The sequence below is a fragment of the Gimesia chilikensis genome (assembly GCF_007744075.1).
GTDB lineage: Bacteria > Planctomycetota > Planctomycetia > Planctomycetales > Planctomycetaceae > Gimesia > Gimesia chilikensis_A.
The window spans coordinates 6,721,306-6,740,807 of record NZ_CP036266.1; the positions used below are offsets into that span (position 1 = coordinate 6,721,306).

Genomic DNA, 19,502 nt, shown 5'->3' on the forward strand with positions numbered 1-19,502 from the left:
TACTGTTGACATTATTGAATCGACCTGGAGCGTCTGTAGAAACCAGCTCCAAAGATGAACAGGCAACAGACGGCGATGACCAGAGGTGCTACGGGCAGACTCCATTTGGCTCCCGTTCCTGAAGCGGGTGTTCCTGAAGCGGGTGTTTCGGCTGCGGGTCGTGATTGCTCTTCCTGTTGCAGTCGTGCTTGTGCAGTCTGTGACTGTGGTGCAGCAGGTGAGTTCGCTGGGGGCTGGATCACTTCCGGGGGAGACAGAACCTGCCCGGTAACCGGTTGAGGAGCGGTCGCCAGTTCAGTGGAAGCTCCTCCCTGTGATTTTGCTGCTTTGGCCAGAGATGGATTCCCGGTCTGTTGTAATTGCTGGCGGTATTTTTGAATGGTCTGTGTTGAGACCTGGCCGGAGGCGCGGGCCTGGTGTTCGGCGAAAGACGCCAGATCCGGGTTTGCACAGATATGAGAGGCACAGGCGGCACCATGTTGCGCGATTGTTTCTACATACATTCTGCCTGCTGACTGCAGAGTGGCTTCGTCCAGTTCCTGCAGTCCTTTGCGATCGACTTCCAGAATGCGCGAGGCGATGTTCTGCAGGGCATGGGGATTGTGCTCGTTGAAGAATTTCTGCAGACCAAGATCGTACTTATCATCCAGGTAAATCTGGGAGTATTTATTCCAGTCATCCGCGGTGATGGCATCGCTGACCACGTCCCAGCCAAACTGGTTATCGGCAATACGACTGAAATAGCGGGCCCCGTCGAAGCCTTCTTTCTGCATTTCAGTGATGAATTCGGGATTGTGATAACGACTCAATAATTCGAGCACAATTGCTTCGCGTCCACTCATGACGCGTTCGCCCCGAATGAGATCATTGATATAGAGATCCGGTTGCTGGCCATCGATTTCCGCAACGCTGAGGGCCAGGGCGCCCTGGTATTCGAAGTTTTCCGTGAGATCCATGACGCCATATAAATTACTGCTGCGACCATGTATCACCCCCTGCACACCGCTTAACTGCTGACGGAAGATTTTCTCACCCGGTTGGGACCAGCCGCCGTTTGAAAAAGAATTGGACATCCGCTGGAGATACTGGCCGGCGACTTCGCTCTGATCCGACCATTGCTGCGAGGCGTTCACAAAATGATGGACTCCGGTACCATACTGGCCGGTGGGAGCACCGAAGATGCGCAGCAGGGCGGTTTTGCGACTGGTCTCGTCGTTGCCCCCCTGACCGATCAGTGCCTGGATGAGTTTGTCTGTATTCTGACGAACGAAGTTGGGAGCCGCTTCCTCCTCCGGTGCGTTGTAGGCCAGTTGAATCGCGCGGTCCAGGAGCAGGATTTTTTCCGGGAAGGAATCGCGGTACATTCCGGTCACGGTCATCACGACATCGATCCGCGGACGTCCCAGCGGGGTCACAAGTTTGACGTCGGTCAGATCTCCCCTGCGGTTCCAGACCGGTTCGAGTCCCAGCAGGTGCAGGACCTCTGCTTCAAGGGCACCGTCAGTACGGATCATCGTGTTGGCCCAGAGCGTGATACTTAACTTGCGGGGATATGCGTTGTATTTCTTGCGATGCAGGGCGATTGTCTGCTCGGCCATTCGTTTGCCGACTTCCCAGGCTTCTTTCGTAGGAAGTTTATCCGGATTGTACTGATACTGATTCCGGCCTGTGGGAAAGATCGCGGGGTTCGAGAGGGGATCTCCCGGGGGGCCCACTTCGATAAATTCGCCATTCAGAGCCCGTGTCAGATAATTGAGCTCCTGATTATTGCGCATCTGATCTGCAATGGTTGCGATCATGATCTGTTCTTTTGAAGAGCCGCTAGAAGACTTCGACAAGGGACTTTCTGACTGGCTGATCTGTTCCAGCCAGTGTGTTGTCTGTTCGGGCGATTTCTGAGCAGCGCGGATTGCTTTGAATTCGTCCTGGAACATCCGGGGCAGCATGTCCTGAGTATTGGCTGAAGTGTAACCCCGACCGAATGTATGCAGGCCGCGGGGACCGGTCTGGGCTTCGATCTCTTCCAGCCAGTGTTCGATCTGATGCACATACTCGTCACGGCGTGAGGTTTCCAGCCTGGAGAGATCTTCCGGGGCCTCGATTTCCAGAAGGTGTGGACAGGAGAGCTGTCTGGCCTGCTGGTAAATGCTCTGGAAGTACTCCGTCTGTAAACCGGACTGTTTCTGATCGCGGGCATGGGCATAGCGATTGATCAGATCCTGGAGCTTCGTCAGGTCTTCATACAGTTTCGTGCCGGTCAAAGGAGGTGTGGCGTGGGTGAGCAGGACTGCCTGTCCTCGCCGTTTGGCGGCCACTCCTTCGCCGATACCATCGACAATGTAAGGGTAGATGTTTGGCAGATCCCCCAGTGCGAGTCCGGGTGGATCGTTGACGGAAAGACCGTTGCTCTTGCCGGGTAGAAATTCCATTGTGCCGTGTCGTCCCAGGTGGACCAGGGCCTGTGCTTTCCAGTCGTGTCTCAGCCAGAAATAGTAAGCCAGATACTGGTGCGTGGGCCAGGAGCGGGAGTCGTGATAAACGGCCTGATGCTGATCACTGGCTGCCCGGGAAGGCTGGGGCCCGACCAGGACATTTCCCAATTGAAAGGCAGGCAGGACAAAAAACTGGCTCCCATCGCGGGTGACCGTCATCACATCGCCGGGAGGTTGTCCCCATTGTTTGACGATCTGCTGTTTGACCTCGCCGGGCAGTCGATCGAAGTAGGCCAGATATTCTTCAACCGGCCAGAGCACGGCGCCCCGTTCGACGAGTTGATCAATTTCTTGAGGCGCCCAGTTCCCCACATTCCGCCCGACGGACTGCATCGAATCCAGGATGGCCTGACGCGTGATGGTGCCGGAACCTTGAATGTGGTATCCCTGTTCGGCGAGTGTCGCCAGAATCTGCTCGAGGCTGGCGGTGACATTCAGATAGCTGGCACCGATGTTCTGCTTGCCTGTTCCATGGTTGTAATACAGGATCGCCACCCGCCGATCCGCGGGCTGTGCTTTCCGCAGGCGGGACCAGGCCAGTGCCCGGCGGAGTTGCCACTGATAGTTTTCCGGGATGACGACCGTGCGATAATATTCCTGTCCGGTGGCTTGATTTTTAACAGGCTGTCGGGCTGCGATCACCGTGGGTTCAATCAGGCCCGCCAGTTCCGGAGTGACGATTCCCGGCAGCAGGTAAGAAGCGGAGATGCCCTGCCGGCTCGCGCGCCATTCCGCGGCGGTTTCATTCAGAATGATGCTGTTCAGAATCGGAACGTTTAATTGCTTAAGTGCATCGTAGTGGGCTGTTTTTTCCATCATCAGACGAAAGCTGGAGGAGAGCAGAACGTCCACCCCTTGAAAGTAATCGAGCAGGGGGGAATCTTTGTCTTTTCCGCGACCGACCGAAACAAACCAGAAGCCGAGCACAGGATTAGCGCCCGCCTGTTCGACACCCCGGATGAGTTCTGTCAGGTAGTCGGTCTCTTCATTGAGGTACATGGTGTTGTAAACCAGGATGCCGATCTTCGGGGCCCCCGGTTTGAAAGCAGGAGTTGATGCATACCACTTCCAGTAATCCGCACTGCTGCTGAAGACCTGTTTTGCCGCCGGATGATAAATCCCCTGGATGGGCAGTTGCTCGAGGGGGCGGGGGTTGATATCGGGAATGCTGTAAATCGCACAGACCCGTTCCAGCAGCCCCTGCATGTTCGAGACACCCCGCTGTCGGTAATAAGGGCCCAGTTGCGGAAGGTCATCGATCAGAGTCGCCGATTTTTTATTGCGGAGGCTGGAGTCGCTGATGATCCACGTTCCCGCTTGAGCCGCTGTTGCCAGGGCCTGCTCCAGATCGGGAATGGAGCAGCGGAGCGCGAGGACCAGATCGTAGTCATCGAATTTGAGCGGACGCGGGTTCTCAGCCCATTCCTGCTCCACCCAGAGGTCCAGTTCGAGTTTATCGGAACCGTATTGCTGGATGAAACGGTCGTAGGCCTGGACGAAAATGGGCGTATGCACGGCGACGGTGGTGACGGCCATCCGCAGGGGCTTCCCCGGATGCCGGGGCTTTCGCTGCAGGGGCGCTGGTTTAGAAGCTGAGGGGACTGTTTTTTGAGCAGCTGATTTTTTCGCGTCTGATTTTTCCTGAGCAGACAGGGAGGGAGTGATCAGCAGGCTGCCCAGTAGCATGACAGCGAGTTTCCCCAGCAGCGACGGTTTATTTGTCGGGAACATAGATCACTTCTCCATTATCCAGTTCGTAGGCGACTCCGAGTCGCACGCCCTGGCCGCCCGCTTTGCGCGGGCTTAATTTCTGTAGTTGTAAGCTTTCTCCCTTCCGGGAGAGGACTTCGGTCTGCCCCGATTCGTTTTTGCGGATGAGTGTCCATTCCGTACTGGATTTGACCAGATCGGAAACGCTCATCGATCCCAGTGCGGTCAATAGAAAGGCGATGGCCAGCACGATGGAGAGATCGAAGAGGTTGGGGACCAGGCTGAGGGGATCGTCGTCGGCGAGGTGGTCAGAAAAACGCTTGCGTCTCATGGCTGGACTCCACTCGGTTCCGCTTCAAACTCGTGGTTGAGTTGGATTTGTTCAGAGTCTGTCTGCAGCAGTTCTCTTACTGATTTGCCAACCAGTTCCAGGTCACCGGCGATGCGATCTGCCATCTGGGCCCGCGACAGAGCAACCACATAACAGACGCCCCCCACGAGCAATCCGATGACGGTAGTGGAGAACGCCAGTACCAGTTGTGCGGACAGGCGGCTCAGATCGCCCTGGCTCAATGCCAGCAGACCGGGGCCCAGGGGAATCAGTGTGCCCGCCAGTCCCAGACAGGGGCCGAGTCGGACCAGCATGCGAACCTGGTTCACATCGCGCAGGAGATCGGTTTCCTGTTCATGAATCAGATGTTCGATGCGGGCGGTGAGGGTCAACCGGTTCTGGTGAGTCAGTTCCTGTTGCACCGATTCTGCAAACTGACGAATGCGGAAATGCTGTGCGGGATTTAGAGTGATCTGCTGGAGTGAATTCTGCAGAGCGTTATTTTCGTCTGATTCAATGTTGCGCAGTTGCTGGGTCTGTTCGGGCCGCTGGTGACGTCGCATGATCTGAAAATCGAGTAACAACTCACCCGACTGCCAGAGCATGCGAACAAAGCAGAAGCCCAGTAGTGCCAGAACGGGGTAGAGCAACAGCAGGCTGGTTTCATATATCAACTGGTTTAAATGTGTCATGGGTGTTACCAGCCCAAGTGTCGGGTCGGGCAGAATCAGAGGGAGTGCTGAGGCAGGAAAAATTGGAAACCAACACATTCATTCTCACCCTGATAGGGGGGAAATCAAGGCTGTAATAATGAAAGTTTGGTAAAGACAATCACAAAATTATATAGCTGGACTTGAAGATCCCTTAACTCTCGCGTCTAATCAATCTATTACTTTGCATGATGCCTACCCGATACTTTTTCCGCCTATCAAGTCCCTCACCTGTAAGACAATGATGTCTTACACCTCACCGAGAGATTCTTTCCCAGTGACAACTTTGCAGCGGCTGTTTAGCAAACATTGCAATATTCGTACGAATATCATGTTAATAGTCGCAGCACGGCATGTCAAAGCTATAAACATCGAGGAACACATCAATGAACGCCAGATTGACCCGCCGCTCTCTGCGTGGATTCACGCTGATTGAATTACTGGTTGTGATCGCGATCATCGCGATTCTGATTGCCTTGTTGCTTCCCGCGGTGCAGCAGGCCCGCGAAGCAGCACGACGCTCGCAGTGTAAGAACAACCTGCACCAGTTAGGCATTGCACTCCATAATTATGCTGATGCCCACCGGTGTTTCCCCATGAATCGAACCGGCAGAACCTATTACAACTGGTCGGGCCTGGCGATGCTGGCCCCGTTTATTGAAGAAGCGAACCTGTATAACGCGCTTGATTTCAATCAGGCACCTTATACGGTCTCATTCGGGGGATCGGTTCGGGCGGATGGGAGTGCCAACCTGGCGGCAGCACAGACCCTGGTCAATGTTTTTATGTGTCCCTCTGATCCTGCGGGAAAAATCTCACCCGAAGGCTTTGGTCCCACCAACTACATGTTCAATGTCGGCAGCGGGCGGGTTGACAATGGTTCGATCACCCTGACGAGTGCTGGGCAACAGCCGGACGGAATCTCGTTTGAATCATCGAGTATTAAATTCCGAGATATTATCGACGGAACTACGAATACCATCGCCCTGGGGGAAAGTACGATTGGACTGGGAGACGGTAAGCAACCCTTTCAGAGTGTGTTGCGACAGCATATCCGCGATTCATCACTCTTTCCGGCCTGCAACGCTGGTCCTTCGGATAATGTCTGGTACAGCGACCGGGGTGATGCCTGGATCAAGGGAAGTTTTCCTTCTTCAGCCATGACGTTCCATTACAATCCGAACTGGCATGGGGGTGACTGTCTGACGGGCAACTCGGTTCAGGCGCTGATGGGACCACGGAGCTATCATACCGGTGGTGCGCACATCCTGTTGTGTGATGGTCACGTGCGGTTTATTTCAGATAACATCAACACCGAACTGATGCAGAACCTGGCAACGCGATCCGGCGGAGAGGTCATTGGTGAATTCTAAACTGGAGACGCTGTTGATTTCGCGTTAGTCGCTAATGTCGGGCTCGGAAGTTTGGCAACCGGCTGCTGTCCCTGTCATGCGGTCGATTCGACACTCAGTGCGGCGATGTCCTGTCGCGGGGGTGCGCCGAAGGGGCGGCGGTATTCTCTGCTGAACTGGGAGGAGCTTTGGTAGCCGACGCGGAATGCGGCCTCGGCTGCTCTCTTCGGGAGCGGTGACTATTGTGCTGACTGTCCGCCGGATGGAACGGAGCACCGCTCTAGCCGAGAGAATCAACGGCAAGGGAAGCCAGGCACGGACGGTCGACGGTGGGATGACCGTTGGTTAGCTGACCGCCCGACTGATATTCCAATCTCATTGTGATTCGTTACAGGGGCAGGACTCTCAAAGCCGAGAGTCCTGCCCCTGTTCTATTTCTGGCTTTGGACTGGCATAGTCTTACGATGCAAATCCTGTTTTTGAGTGTTTCGCTCTGGAACTCGCCCGCGCACTATGTACTATGGAACAGTAATCCTATGTACCTGCATGCAGCTGTAACCACTTCCAACGAGACGAAATATTTTAACAGACGGAATCCCTCCCGATTATGAGTGACTGGTACTTCAAACAGGACGAACAGATTCAGGGACCGTATCCGTTTCAGGAACTGTTGGAACTGATGCGCGAAGCAAAGCTGGGCCCCGAAACCCTGGTCCGCAACTGTGCCGAGGGGGACTGGCAACGTGCCGACTCCGTCAGTGGATTATTTGATCGGGCAGAAGAGGCCCCCACCGGGGAGATGTCATCGGAAGCTGATCCGGATGTTGACGACGAAGCCGAGACAGGCGCCTATTCGGACGAGACCTGGTCAACCACGGTAAAAGCGGCCGTGGATAAGATTGATTCACGTAACCCGAAACCGACAGAGGAAGAGCAGGAGGAAGCGGAGCCCCTGCAGATCGTTCCCGAGATCAGCCTCTCCATTCTGCAGCGTCCTGCGGTGCGTATGGTGATTCTAGCCTGCATTCTGGTGGTGTGTGCAAGTGCCGGGGTGTATGGCTTTATTCAGTGGATGGGGGAAGAGCAGGTCTATTTCCCGTTGGTCGGTGAGACTTCTCCGCTACTGTTTCTGGTTTATGCGACCTGTGCGTTTCTGGTCGTGGTGTTGATAGTCCCGCTGTTGTCCTATGTGTCGACCACATATCTGCGGACGGGATACAAACTGGGAGCGTCCCTGGTCACGGCTGGGCTGGCAGCGCTGTATCTGCTGCACTGGTCCGAACGGCAGAACCTGTCTTTTCCCGCGCGAAATCAAGCGGAAGCGAAACTCTTTTTCCCGTTGATGGGCGAGTGTTCGACTTTTTCCTATTGGATGTACTTCACGGACGTTTTGATTTTCGTGGCGGTGCTGACATTCTTTACCGCCCGCTGGCTGGAGTCGCATGCAGATGAAGTGTAATTATCGAAGTACTCGAACTGTTGTCGCCCCCCGGCAGGTGAAGTCATTTCGCGCCCGGAGAGGCTATACCATCATTGAACTCCTGACGGTCACTGCAGTAATCAGTATGCTGATTGCCCTGTTATTTCCTGCCCTGCAGTCGGCCCGGAGTTCGGCGCGGCGGGTCCAGTGTTTAAATAACATGCGGAATGTAAGCCTGGGCCTGTTACAGGCGACAGACAGTGCCAATCGGTTTCCGGCCTGTGGCTACTATGGGGACGGGACTCCGGGCACCGTGGGTTCTTTCCGCAGCTGGGTAGTGGATATTCTGCCTTACATCGATCAGGCAAGTCTGTATAACGAGTGGGACTTTGATGAACATTACCTGAAGACCACCAATGGTCCTCTGGGAGATAAGCATATTGCGGTACTGATCTGCCCTGATGACATCAGTGAAGTCCCCGGACAGGGGAACCTGACCTATGTCGTGAACAGCGGCGTGGGATTTTCGGCCCTGATCGGTGGCGTGCATGATTGTCCGATTGGCCCGCTGAGCGGAAAGCTGGATCTGAACGGGAACGGGATCACCTGTAATTCCTCGACGAAAGGGGACGGCACGCCCTCCGACCGAGAACTGTTCTTTCAGATGGGACTGTTTTTCAATGAAACGTGGAAGGGTACAATTCGCGCGCAGCGGCATCACACCATGGCCAGCATCACCGATGGGACATCCAACACGCTGTTGATCTCGGAAAATATTCGTACGGGTTACAATCCGCAAGACCCCTTGTCCAACTGGGCTTCTCCGAACCCTTACCTGACGAGCTTTTATATTGGAACTCCCTGCAAGGGGGGAAACTGCGCTGCAGGCAACGTCGATTACAATCTGGCAAACTCCGGAGAGAGTGCGATCAACGCGGGGATTAAGAAGTCGGAGGGGCATTCTCCGTTTCCCAGCTCACTGCATCAAGGAGGCGTGCATGCTGGTTTTTGTGACGGACATATCCAGTTTCTCTCCGAGAAGATTGACGGGAAAGTTTACGCTGCCATGGCCAGCCCCCAGGGGCAGGCGCTTGAGAACACACTGCTGGCCCAATAGAGACCGTATTCAGATACGGGTCAGACGAAACATGCAGACGACTTGTTGATAGAAACAGAAATCATGCCTATGTCCTACTTCAGTCGGTTCTTGACAACCAAAGCAGCGATATTGAGCGGCTTACTGCTGTTGCTGGCAGGCGGACTCCTCACCCCGATATTGGCGGCTGAGGAAGAACAGCGAGAGGCTTCTTTTCTGAAAGACATTCCCCAGGCAACCGAGCTCAAAATCCGCAGTCAGTTTGACAAAGCAGATACGAATGGAGACAAAGTGCTGGACCAGGCGGAGTATCTGGCGCGGCTCAAACCCGAGCATCAGAAGGTGGGCCGACTGGAGTTCCTGATCAGCGATCACAACGATGACCAGCAGATGACGTTTGAGGAATTCTTCAGAACGCCGGCTGTCCCGGCGGATTTACGGCGGATTCCTGATCCTGTCCGAGACCGGGTCAAAGAACTGGTGAGTTCTCTGAATTCGCAATTTGCGAAATGGGACATCGACGGCGATGGGGGGCTCAGCAAAGAGGAATTCCAGGCCTCACGGTTGAAAGAGAGTGTTCCCGGAATGGAACGGACATTCTTTCCGGAATGGGACCCGGACAAAGATGGACAGATCACCCGGGACGAAATCACCCGTTTGCTGGAAATCGCTTATGCGCTACGTACGCCCGAGGGGGAATTGCTGCGCGAACCGACGGGGCGGGTGGTCAACTGGATGCTGTTTCGCCATCTGGATGCGGATCACAACGGTCAGTTGAACGCCGCGGAGCTCAAGATCCAGTTGAAAAGCGATCCTAAAGTTCAGGACCTGCTCAAGCAGGCAGATCAGAACCAGGATCAGCAGCTGAGCCTGAAAGAATGGAAGTCCACACGCGATTGCTGGATCGATCCATATTACTATTTCAAACGGATCGATAAAAATTTCGACGCGCGGCTCAATCCCGAGGAACTGGCCGGTGATCGTGGTTTTCACCGCGATCTGGCCCCTTACCTGATTCCTGCTTTTGACTCGAATGCCGACGGGGTGCTCTCGCTTTATGAGTACCGCAACACGCCGATCACCAATCCGGTAGTGAAATGGCATGTGGGGCGGAAAGATACGAACAATAACGGGATGCTCTCGGAGGCGGAATTTGACTGGAACCTGGGCCTGTCTGCCCGTTCGCTGGTGCGTGAATCATTTCACTTGCTCGACCTGGATCACAATCGACAATTGGATGAGGGCGAGTTCTTATTCACTACGAATGCCCAGACGCCCCGCAAAACGTTTGCCAAAGCAGACACGAATGGCGACAAGGTGCTGGACCAGGCAGAGTACCTGGCGCGGCTCAAGCCCGAGCACCAGAAAGTTGGTCGACTGGAATTCCTGCTCGGCGATTTTGATCAGGATCAGAAGATGTCATTTCAAGAATACTTCAGCACACCTGCGGTCCCTCTGGGGCAGCGGCGGATACCGGATCCAGTGATAGACCGAGTCCAACAACTGCTGGCTATGCAGGAAAAACGGTTCCGTGCACAGAAGGACGATATCGAGAAGCAGTCCGCTTCAGAAGCCCCCGAAACACCAGAGAAAGACGGTTCATCCGAGACGAAAAAGCATTTGAATCGAGTGACGCAGCTCCCTCCCGGGTCTGTTTTTGAATGGAATGGGAATCGTAATTTTTCACAAGAGAAGAGTAAACTGTTCCTGGAAATTGCTTATGCGGTGCGTACGCCCCAAGGCGTGCTGTTGCGTGAGCCTTCGGGGCGGGTGGTGAACCTGAGGCTGTTCCGACATCTGGACACGGATCGCAACGGTCGACTGAGTGCCGGGGAACTTTTGCCCCAGTTGCAAGCAGAAAACAAGGTCGAGGAACTGATCAGACAGGCGGATGCCAACCAGGATCAGGAATTAGATCTGGAAGAATGGAAGACGACGAGTGAATGCTGGATCGATCCGGTTTATTACTTCAAGCGAATCGATAAAAATTTCGATGCGCGTCTCGATCCTGCGGAGCTGGCCGGTGACAGTGGTTTTCATCGTGATCTGGCTCCCTACCTGATTCCAGCATTTGACGAAGACAAGGATGGAGTGCTATCGCTGTATGAATACATGAATACTCCCATTACCAATCCCGTGGTGAAATGGCACGTGGAACGAAAGGACAGAAACAACGATGGAAAACTGTCGCGCCACGAGTTTAACTGGAGTACCGGACAATTAGGGATGAGCCTGATTAAGGATTACTTTGACAAGCTGGACCTCAATCAGGACCAGCATCTTGATCAGCGGGAGTTTATTGTGAAATTCGACCTGGCCCGGGCACCGCGGGAACTTGTGTTTCAAAGCCTGGATCAAAATGACGATGGTCGGCTCTCGATCGATGAGGTCTTCGCTGCGACCCAGGAGATTGTACGTTTCAAAAACGACATCCACTACCAGCGGGTGCGGACCAAGTTCGAAAAAGAATTTAAAGCACTGGACCTGGATCACGACGAGTCATTGAACCTGGCTGAATTTCAGGAAAAGACGGCAGTGGTCATGCTGCCGCCATACAGTTACAGCCCGCGGATGATCGACCACTTCAAACGACACATTCCCACACCGAAAAAAAAGTACGTACCGGGAATGGTGCTCACAATCAATGTACTGCTCTTCATTCTAGTGGTCATCTATTTCGTGCGAGTGAAACTGAAGAAGCGTTCTGAATCGTAAGCGATCCTTTTCTTGCCAGGTGGTTCAGAGTCAGAAGCGTGACACGCTTCCAGTGCACAAGTTCAGGGGAACAATTCGTTATATCTGGATCACTTGAACGAATCTGCTTAACCCAACTTCGACAAATCCTGGTGTTGCTTAAAAACAACATTTTCTTCCGCTTCCATTTGACTGCGTTCTATTGTTAAGCGAGCGAGGAAGAAAACTGCTGACGCTCGTTATTCCGACGGTGCCGAATGGTCCGGGTTTAACGATTGCCTGTTATTTCACTTCTGGTGAACCGGTCTTCTTGATTCGCTCGGAACAGTCAACCAGTCTCGCTGCCGCTCGCAGAGACTGTCTGAAACCATCCATCAGCCCACTATAGTGCTGAGCGTGATACCAAACCCAAGAAGAATCAGGAAGGGGCGTTTTCAAGTTTGCCTTGAATCAACGCAGCCTGCGACCCGTTTATCAAATGATGTCCGCCAGAAATTTCTACATAGCTGTTTTGATCACACTTGTGATGTGCGCGCCACTTGCGGCTGAAGAAGCCTGCCCAGCGTGTGCTTCCGGACATTGTGCAACTTCCCTGGATGAGAACGCGTTCCAGGCTGAGGGGCCCTTCGTCTTTTTCTCGAAGCTGTTCGATACCAGTGATTTCCCACAGCGCTGGTATTGCGGAACGTGGTCATCGGATAACGGCTGGTTACACATCATCTCAGATATCGGAATTTTCGGGGCCTATTTCGCGATTCCCGTGATTCTGCTGTACTACATGTTACAGCGGAAGGACCTGCCTTTTCCCAAAGTAATCTGGTTGTTTGCCGCATTCATTCTGTTTTGCGGCCTGGGACACCTGATTGAAGCCGGTATCTTCTGGTGGCCCGTCTATCGCTTCTCAGGTCTGATCAAAGCGTGCACGGCGGTCGTCTCCTGGATTACCGTGGTGGCGTTGATCAGTCTGGTTCCGGCAGCATTGAACCTGCCTTCTGCTGCGCTGCTGGCCAAAGAACTGCAGAAGAATAAAGACCGTCTGGAATTTGCATTGGATTCAGGACAGATTGGCATCTGGGAATGGGACCTGAAGCAGAATACCTTTTATGGTGATCAACGCACGCAGGATATCTTCGAGGTCTATGGGGGAGAGCAGGAGTTTCGCTTCCAGGATTTTCTGAACCTGTTGCATCCTGATGATCGCAGGGGGATCGATGATCAGATCGAAGACTGCATCACCTCCGGGTGTCCGTTCAATTCGAAGTTTCGGATCATTCATGCTGACGGTAGCATGCACTACATACACGCGGAAGGGAGAGTGACTTACGGAGACGATGGCGCCCCCGAGCAATTCATCGGAGTCTGCCACGATTTCACGGAGAGTAAACTTCAGGAGAATGCGCTCCTGGAAAGCGAACAGAATTTCCGCAGTACGTTCGAGCAGATTGCCATCGGCATTGCGCTGGTCGCCCCTGATGGCAGCTGGTTGCGAGTCAATAACGGGCTGTGTGAGATTGTTGGTTACGACAGTGATGAACTGATGAAGCTGACGTTCCAGGAGATTACGCACCCGGACGATCTGGCAGCCGACCTGTATAATGTCGAACAACTGTTAGCAGGTAAAATCGACTCCTACTCAATGGAAAAGCGGTATCTCCGCAAAGACGGCTCCGAGGTCTGGATTAACCTGACGGTCTGCCTGGTACGACATCCTACGGGAGAACCCAAGCACTTCATCTCTGTCGTCGAAAACATTCAGGAACGCAAAGACGCGGCTGAGGAACTGAAACAGTACCACGATCAGGTCGAAAAACTGTCACTGGTAGCCAGCAAGACACAGCACTCGGTGATTATTTCCGACGCCCAGGGGCGGATTGAGTGGGTGAACAGCGCATTCAGCGAGTTGACCGGATATGAACTGGCAGAAATCGAAGGCAAAAAACCGGGGGAGATCTTACAGGGCCCAAATACAGACCCGGAAACGACGGCTGTAATGCATGACCATCTGCAACAGCAGAAAAGTGTGGCGGTTGAGATCATTAACTATGATCGGCAGCAGCGAGAATACTGGGTGGAAGTCAAAATCGATCCCGTATTCGATGAGGCGGGGACTTTGGTCAATTTCATCGCGACACAGGTTGATATCACCGCGCGTAAGCAATCGGAGCTGGCATTACGCAAGGCCACCGGTCAGTTCGAGCGGTTACTGACTGCCGACATTTTAGGAATCATGACCTGCCGGCTGGATGGCAGAATCGAACAGATCAACGATGAACTGCTGCGAATTCTGGGCTACAGCTATGAAGATGCCATCGACAACCAACTCAACTGGCAAGAGTTAACGCCGCCCGAGTGGGCACCAATGGACCTGGCCGCGATTGAAGAATTGAGCCAGACGGGACATGCCAAACCGTTCGAGAAAGAGTATCTCCGCAAGGACGGAACACGAATTCCAGTGGTGATTGGCGTGACCATGCTGGACGAAGCGGATGACCTCTGCCTCTGTTTCGTGCTGGATGTGACATCGCAGAAGGCGACCGAAGAAAGTCTCAAAATTGCCAAGCAGACTGCCGAGGAGGCGAGTCGGGCGAAGAGTGAATTTCTGGCCAACATGAGCCATGAACTGCGCACGCCTTTGAATGGCATTATTGGCATGACTGAGCTGCTGGGCCTGACGAAACTCGATCAAAGACAACACCAGTTTGTGGATGCCTGTCGGACCAGTGGGGAATCACTGCTGTATCTGATCAACGATATTCTCGACTTTTCCAAGATTGAAGCCGGGAAGCTGGAACTGGACCAGCAGGCCTTTGACCTCGAAAAGCTGATGATCGATACCGTATCGACCATGGCCTGGCGAGCCGCAGAAAAAGGGCTTGAATTCCCCTATTATGTCGATCCCGCTTCACGGCGTATGCTAAACGGAGACAGCAACCGCCTGCGTCAGGTTCTGGTGAACCTGATTGGAAATGCGGTCAAGTTTACCGAAGCGGGTGAAGTTGTGGTACGTGTTGAATCGGTACGTACCACTCAGGATCAGCTCAGGGCGCGATTCTCGATTTCTGATACCGGTATCGGCATTTCGGAAGAGAAAATCGGCCGCCTGTTTCAGTCGTTTTCACAGGCAGATGCCTCGACGACGCGAAACTATGGGGGCACCGGACTGGGGCTGGCGATCTCGAAGGAAATAGTAGAGCTGATGGGTGGGACCATCGGTATCGAAAGCGAACCGGGTACCGGCTCGACATTCTGGTTTGAGATTCCTTTCCAGGTTATCTCAGATAAGACAGAGACATCACCCCAGACTTCCAGTCTGGAGGGTAAACGGGCTCTGATTGCAGAAGAGAATCAGACCTGGAGACAGATTCTGTGTGAGTACGCGTTGGAGTTAAAGCTGGATGCAGTGGCAGTCAGTACGTTCGCTGAAGTGCAAGAAGCGATCGAAGCCGGTACACAGAACAACGTTGCCTATGATCTGGTGCTGGTGAACTCCGAGCTGGCCGGACCTGATGAGCTGAAGTTATGGAACAGTTCCCGGGAGGGTCTGCCTCACACCGTGCTGCTGCTCAATTCTCTGGAGGACCAGCTGGATTCAGAGCACAAGCGTGAGGTTGACGCGACGATCTGCAAACCACTGCATCGTCGTCAGTTGTTGAGCGTGATCGACGGTGTATTGAACGGCCGAGAGCACGGTGGCCTGAAAACAACGGAGTCTGCAGAGGAATCTCCAAGAAAGGACCAACCGGTACTCCCGGCGGTCCATGTACTGATTGCAGAAGATCAGAGTATCAACCAGATGTATATGGAAGAGCTGTTCAAAGAACTGGGCTGCACCTGTGAAACGGCTCTGAACGGACTCGAAACAATTGAAGCGGTCAAACGAAGTCAATTTGACCTGATTCTGATGGATTGTCAGATGCCGGAGATGGATGGTTTTGAAGCCACGCGACAAATCCGTCAACTGGAGGCAGACGGTATTTTGAGCGGTCACATCCCCATTGTGGCGTTGACCGCGAATGCGGTGAAAGGGGATCGCGAAGTCTGTCTGCAGGCCGGGATGGATGATTATCTCAGTAAGCCGGTTCAGGTGAATCAGATTCGAGAAGTGTTCGCACGACTGCTAGAACAGAAGCCGGATTCTTCTGATTCGTCCCGCGCGGATTGTGATCAGAGCAAGCAGAGCCGTGCCGAGTCGCCGATTAACAGTCAGCAGCTCTGGGAACGCTGTTTTAAAAACCTGGATTTTGCCAACTCATTACTGAACGAACTTGAGGCCGTCGGCCCCGACCGCATCACTGAGATTCAAGAGAATGCCAATCAGAGGAATCTGACAGGAATCGCGGATGCGGCACATGCGTTAAAGGGGACGGCAGGAATTCTGTGTGCCTCTCCGTTATATGACCTTTCTCTCCAGGTCGAGAAGGCCAGTCAGAATGAGTCATACACAGATGATATTAACGAACTGATCAAGCAGGTGGTTGCAGAAATGCAGGAGTGCCTGGACAGCCTGCCTAAACTACGAGAAGAATTTCAATCAATCAACGAGAACGCGAAATGAAGCAAGCATTAGTAATCGACGACGATTCCCTGGCCCGCCTGGCCATTCAAAACACGCTGCTGGAAGGTGGCTACGAGGTGCTTACAGCCGGTAACGGCCAGGAAGGGCTGGAGCTGTTAAGTCAGAACCAGGTCCAACTGGTGATTTGCGACTGGGAAATGCCGGTCATGAACGGAATCGAGTTCTGTAAGGCAGTCCGGAACAGCAACCTCAACCGTTACATTTACGTGATCATGCTGACTTCCAACAACCAGTCGGAAGATATCATCAGCGGGTTACACGCAGGCGCCGATGACTACGTGACGAAGCCGTTTCATCCGGGAGAGCTCCTGATGCGGGCGAATGTGGGGCAGCGGATTATTGGCCTGGAAAGTCGTGAAATGACGATCTTCGCCCTGGCCAAACTGGCAGAGTCGCGCGATCCGGAAACTGGTGCGCACCTGGAGCGGGTACGTTCCTACTGTCGGGTACTGGCTCTGCAGTTGCAGAAACAGCCCCGGTATCAGAACCAGGTGGATGACAACTTCATCAACCTGGTCTATGAGACCAGCCCGCTACACGACATCGGCAAAGTTGCGATCCCCGACAGTGTGCTGTTAAAACCGGGACGCTTGACGGACAGTGAGTACGAACTGATGAAGACACATACGCTGAAAGGCGCGGAAACGTTAGCGGCTGCAGTGAAGCAGTTCCCGAATGCCCGTTTCCTGCAGATGGCGCATGACATTGCCCTGCATCACCATGAGAGGTTTGACGGTGATGGTTATCCGTATGGACTGGCCGGGGAAGCGATTCCGCTGGAAAGCCGGATTGTCGCCGTGGCGGATGTGTATGACGCGCTGACTTCCAAGCGGGTCTACAAAGAGTCTTATTCCCATGAAATGGCCGCAGAAATCATTCAGAACGAATCCGGAAGTCATTTCGATCCGGAGATCGTCGCCGCATTTCTGGAAGTGGAAGACGAGTTCATCGAGATCCGAAAAAATAATGCCGACTGCGAGAACGAGGAAGAAGAAGCCCGCAAACGTTGCGTCACCGCCGAAAAACGGTTGTTACTCTCGCACGGTGCCCTGGCATAGTCATTTCATCGAATCATTCCTGTCAATGACAGACTCCGCTGCCAGAAATTGAGGCGGCATCAGGGGAACAGTGCTGCGCGAACGACTGCGCGATGTTCAGATTGGCGCGGTGGTGCGGTTGCTTAGAATCGGTATGGTCTTTCTGCAGACAGATGGACTGTTACGACGATCTCCCGTGTGCTTTCTATCCTGTCTTCAAGTCAGCTTCTCCCATGATGACTCGATTTTGTGAATCGGCGTGAGGGGGTCAAGCGGAATTGGAGATTGAGAGCAGCACGAAATGCTCTCAATGTGCAGTGACTTCCGGGTGAGTGTGCTGCGAAGTGCGTTGAAAGTGCTCCGAAATGATTTGAAATGTTACGAGACAGAGGGAACCGGTGATGAATGTCCCGGTGAAAAACTGGAAAAATCGACGGCAATTCAGGTGGTTCTGAGTCACTTGTTCGGCAGATTCCAGTGCACACATCATCCGCCTCGCGCGCGAAGCACAATTGCACCACTTTATGATTCGGGAAGAGCTGATCAAGAGGAGTCTGTTCAGTTTTTGAGACAGAAGTTCGCTGGAAATCGGGATGTGTCGTTGTTCGAAGCCGGGACCTGGGTATATCACATCGGGGCAATCCGCCTGGAGCCCACATCGGTTGTTAAGACGACATGGCTGTTAAAGCTCGCTAAGATTAACTCGTGTTTAGCAGCCTGATGTGCCGGGTCGTCCCAGAGGTTGTGGTGTTCCCAGGGGTCCGTTTGTAAATCGTAAAGCTCGCCCAGATTCTTATCGTGATACAGAGATAATTTATAGCGGTCGTCGCGATACATGGTCGCAAAACTGCCTTCTCCGCCCGTGAAAAACGGATCGAGTGCGTCAAAATATTCACAGCGAACACTCTCGCGAATGTGTGCGCCTGTCTGTTCGCCCGTGAGTACAGGGAGCAGGCTCTGCCCCTGATGATAGTCTGGGATGGGAACCTCGGTTAGATCGAGTAAGGTGGCAGAAAGATCGAGTAATTCCACAAGCCCGGTGGCCCGCTGGTTGGCCACAAAGTGTCCCGGCCAGGAGAAAATCAATGGGACCCGGATCAATCCTTCATAAAATCGACATCCCTTCTGTACCAGCCCGTGATCTCCTAACGTCTCACCATGATCTGAAGTGAAAATGATGACCGTATTGTCTCGCTGTCCTGTTGATTCCAATGCGCTCAGGATCCGCGCAAACTGATCGTCGATTTGAGCAATCATGGCGTAATACAGTGCCTGAACTTTTTTCAGCTCACTGATTTCCGTAGACATCGTGACTGGCTGAAAATCAACGCGGGAAAGCAGTTCCTGGGTCGCCTTGTCAGACTGCTCAAAATGGGGGCCGGGCATCGCGGTCGGGTCGAACAGCTGCGCATATTTTTCAGGAGGTGTAAATGGAGGGTGCGGGTCATAGACATTGATATTCAGCAACCAGGGTTGTTGATGATCCTGTTCGATAAATTCGATCGCCCGATCAGAGGCCCACTTTGTCTGATGGTATTCGGGGTCCACATTCTCTTTTCTGTTCCGCATGTCATCCAGGCTTTTACCTTGTGCACGCACCCAGTCGGCATAATCGTGTGTGCCTGCAGGCCAGTCATCACGCGGAGCATGGCTGTGCTGCCAGACTGTGAAACCATCATCCAGCCGAGGTTCCGCGCGATGGCCGGCGCTCACTAAATGAAATTTTCCAATCAACCCGCACAGGTAACCACTCTCGGCGATGAGCTTGCTGATCAGGGGAGGCCAGTCAGGAAAGGTATCGTTGCCATTTCTGGTATTGTGTAAGCGCGAGGGATACAAGCCGCTCATGAAACTTGCCCTGCTGGGCGTACAGATGGGACTTTGACAATAAGCGTGTGTAAAGGCGACACCCTCTGCCACGAGTGAATCAACCACGGGCGTTTTCACATACGCGTTCCCCAGTGCACCAATCGTGTCAAACCGTTGCTGGTCGGTGCAATACCATAAAATATTAGGGCGCGTCATGAAACAGCCTTCGTATTAAGAGACTTCGTGGTTGAAAATACTCTGCGTGAGTTCTATTT

11 protein-coding genes and 1 pseudogene are annotated in these 19,502 nt (G+C 53.4%); 7 read left to right on the plus strand and 5 right to left on the minus strand.

Going from position 1 to position 19,502, the window contains the following annotated elements; all coding sequences use genetic code 11:
- Positions 1-11: 11 nt before the first annotated feature.
- The 3 genes from HG66A1_RS25385 to HG66A1_RS25395 are packed head-to-tail and all read right to left on the minus strand — an operon-like array spanning position 12 to position 5,225.
- Positions 12-4,223, minus strand: coding sequence for a cobaltochelatase subunit CobN (locus tag HG66A1_RS25385; protein ID WP_145190817.1), 4,212 nt, complete (start codon positions 4,221-4,223; stop codon positions 12-14).
- Positions 4,207-4,533 (minus strand): DUF2149 domain-containing protein, encoded by a 327-nt coding sequence (locus HG66A1_RS25390; protein WP_145190820.1) that lies wholly within the window; start codon positions 4,531-4,533, stop codon positions 4,207-4,209. The genes HG66A1_RS25385 and HG66A1_RS25390 overlap by 17 nt, the downstream gene beginning before the upstream one ends.
- Positions 4,530-5,225 (minus strand): MotA/TolQ/ExbB proton channel family protein, encoded by a 696-nt coding sequence (locus HG66A1_RS25395; RefSeq protein WP_197996788.1) that lies wholly within the window; start codon positions 5,223-5,225, stop codon positions 4,530-4,532. The genes HG66A1_RS25390 and HG66A1_RS25395 overlap by 4 nt, the downstream gene beginning before the upstream one ends.
- 404 nt (positions 5,226-5,629) lie before the next feature.
- Between HG66A1_RS25395 and HG66A1_RS25400 the strand changes: the two genes are divergently transcribed.
- A complete protein-coding gene (locus HG66A1_RS25400) occupies positions 5,630-6,616 on the plus strand; it encodes a DUF1559 domain-containing protein (protein WP_145193906.1) in 987 nt (328 codons plus the stop codon).
- Between the two features lie 74 nt (positions 6,617-6,690).
- On the opposite strand, the pseudogene HG66A1_RS32865 reads toward HG66A1_RS25400, so the two are convergent.
- Positions 6,691-6,816 (minus strand): annotated as a pseudogene (locus tag HG66A1_RS32865) (AraC family transcriptional regulator CmrA); the annotation flags it as partial.
- On the opposite strand from HG66A1_RS32865, the gene HG66A1_RS32180 reads away from it, so the two are divergent.
- The 6 genes from HG66A1_RS32180 to HG66A1_RS25430 all read left to right on the plus strand — a co-directional run bounded on the left by HG66A1_RS32180 (position 6,801) and on the right by HG66A1_RS25430 (position 17,439).
- Positions 6,801-6,944, plus strand: coding sequence for a hypothetical protein (locus HG66A1_RS32180; protein ID WP_197996789.1), 144 nt, complete (start codon positions 6,801-6,803; stop codon positions 6,942-6,944). The pseudogene HG66A1_RS32865 and the gene HG66A1_RS32180 overlap by 16 nt on opposite strands.
- A gap of 258 nt (positions 6,945-7,202) precedes the next feature.
- Complete coding sequence (locus HG66A1_RS25410) at positions 7,203-8,054, plus strand: DUF4339 domain-containing protein (RefSeq protein ID WP_145190826.1); 852 nt, start codon at positions 7,203-7,205, stop codon at positions 8,052-8,054.
- Positions 8,044-9,132, plus strand: a complete 1,089-nt coding sequence (locus HG66A1_RS25415) for a DUF1559 domain-containing protein (RefSeq protein ID WP_197996790.1) — start codon at positions 8,044-8,046, stop codon at positions 9,130-9,132. The genes HG66A1_RS25410 and HG66A1_RS25415 overlap by 11 nt, the downstream gene beginning before the upstream one ends.
- Positions 9,133-9,201: 69 nt before the next feature.
- Entirely contained in the window at positions 9,202-11,826 is a 2,625-nt protein-coding gene (locus HG66A1_RS25420) for a hypothetical protein (protein WP_197996791.1), read from the plus strand.
- A 505-nt stretch (positions 11,827-12,331) separates the two neighbouring features.
- Positions 12,332-16,360, plus strand: a complete 4,029-nt coding sequence (locus HG66A1_RS25425; protein WP_197996792.1) for a PAS domain S-box protein — start codon at positions 12,332-12,334, stop codon at positions 16,358-16,360.
- Positions 16,357-17,439: an HD domain-containing phosphohydrolase gene (locus HG66A1_RS25430; protein ID WP_145190838.1), complete on the plus strand. Its 1,083-nt coding sequence runs from the start codon at positions 16,357-16,359 to the stop codon at positions 17,437-17,439. Before HG66A1_RS25425 ends, HG66A1_RS25430 begins: the two co-directional genes overlap by 4 nt.
- Positions 17,440-18,045: 606 nt before the next feature.
- Here HG66A1_RS25430 and HG66A1_RS25435 read toward each other — a convergent pair.
- A complete protein-coding gene (locus HG66A1_RS25435) occupies positions 18,046-19,443 on the minus strand; it encodes a sulfatase (RefSeq protein WP_145190841.1) in 1,398 nt (465 codons plus the stop codon).
- Positions 19,444-19,502: the final 59 nt, after the last annotated feature.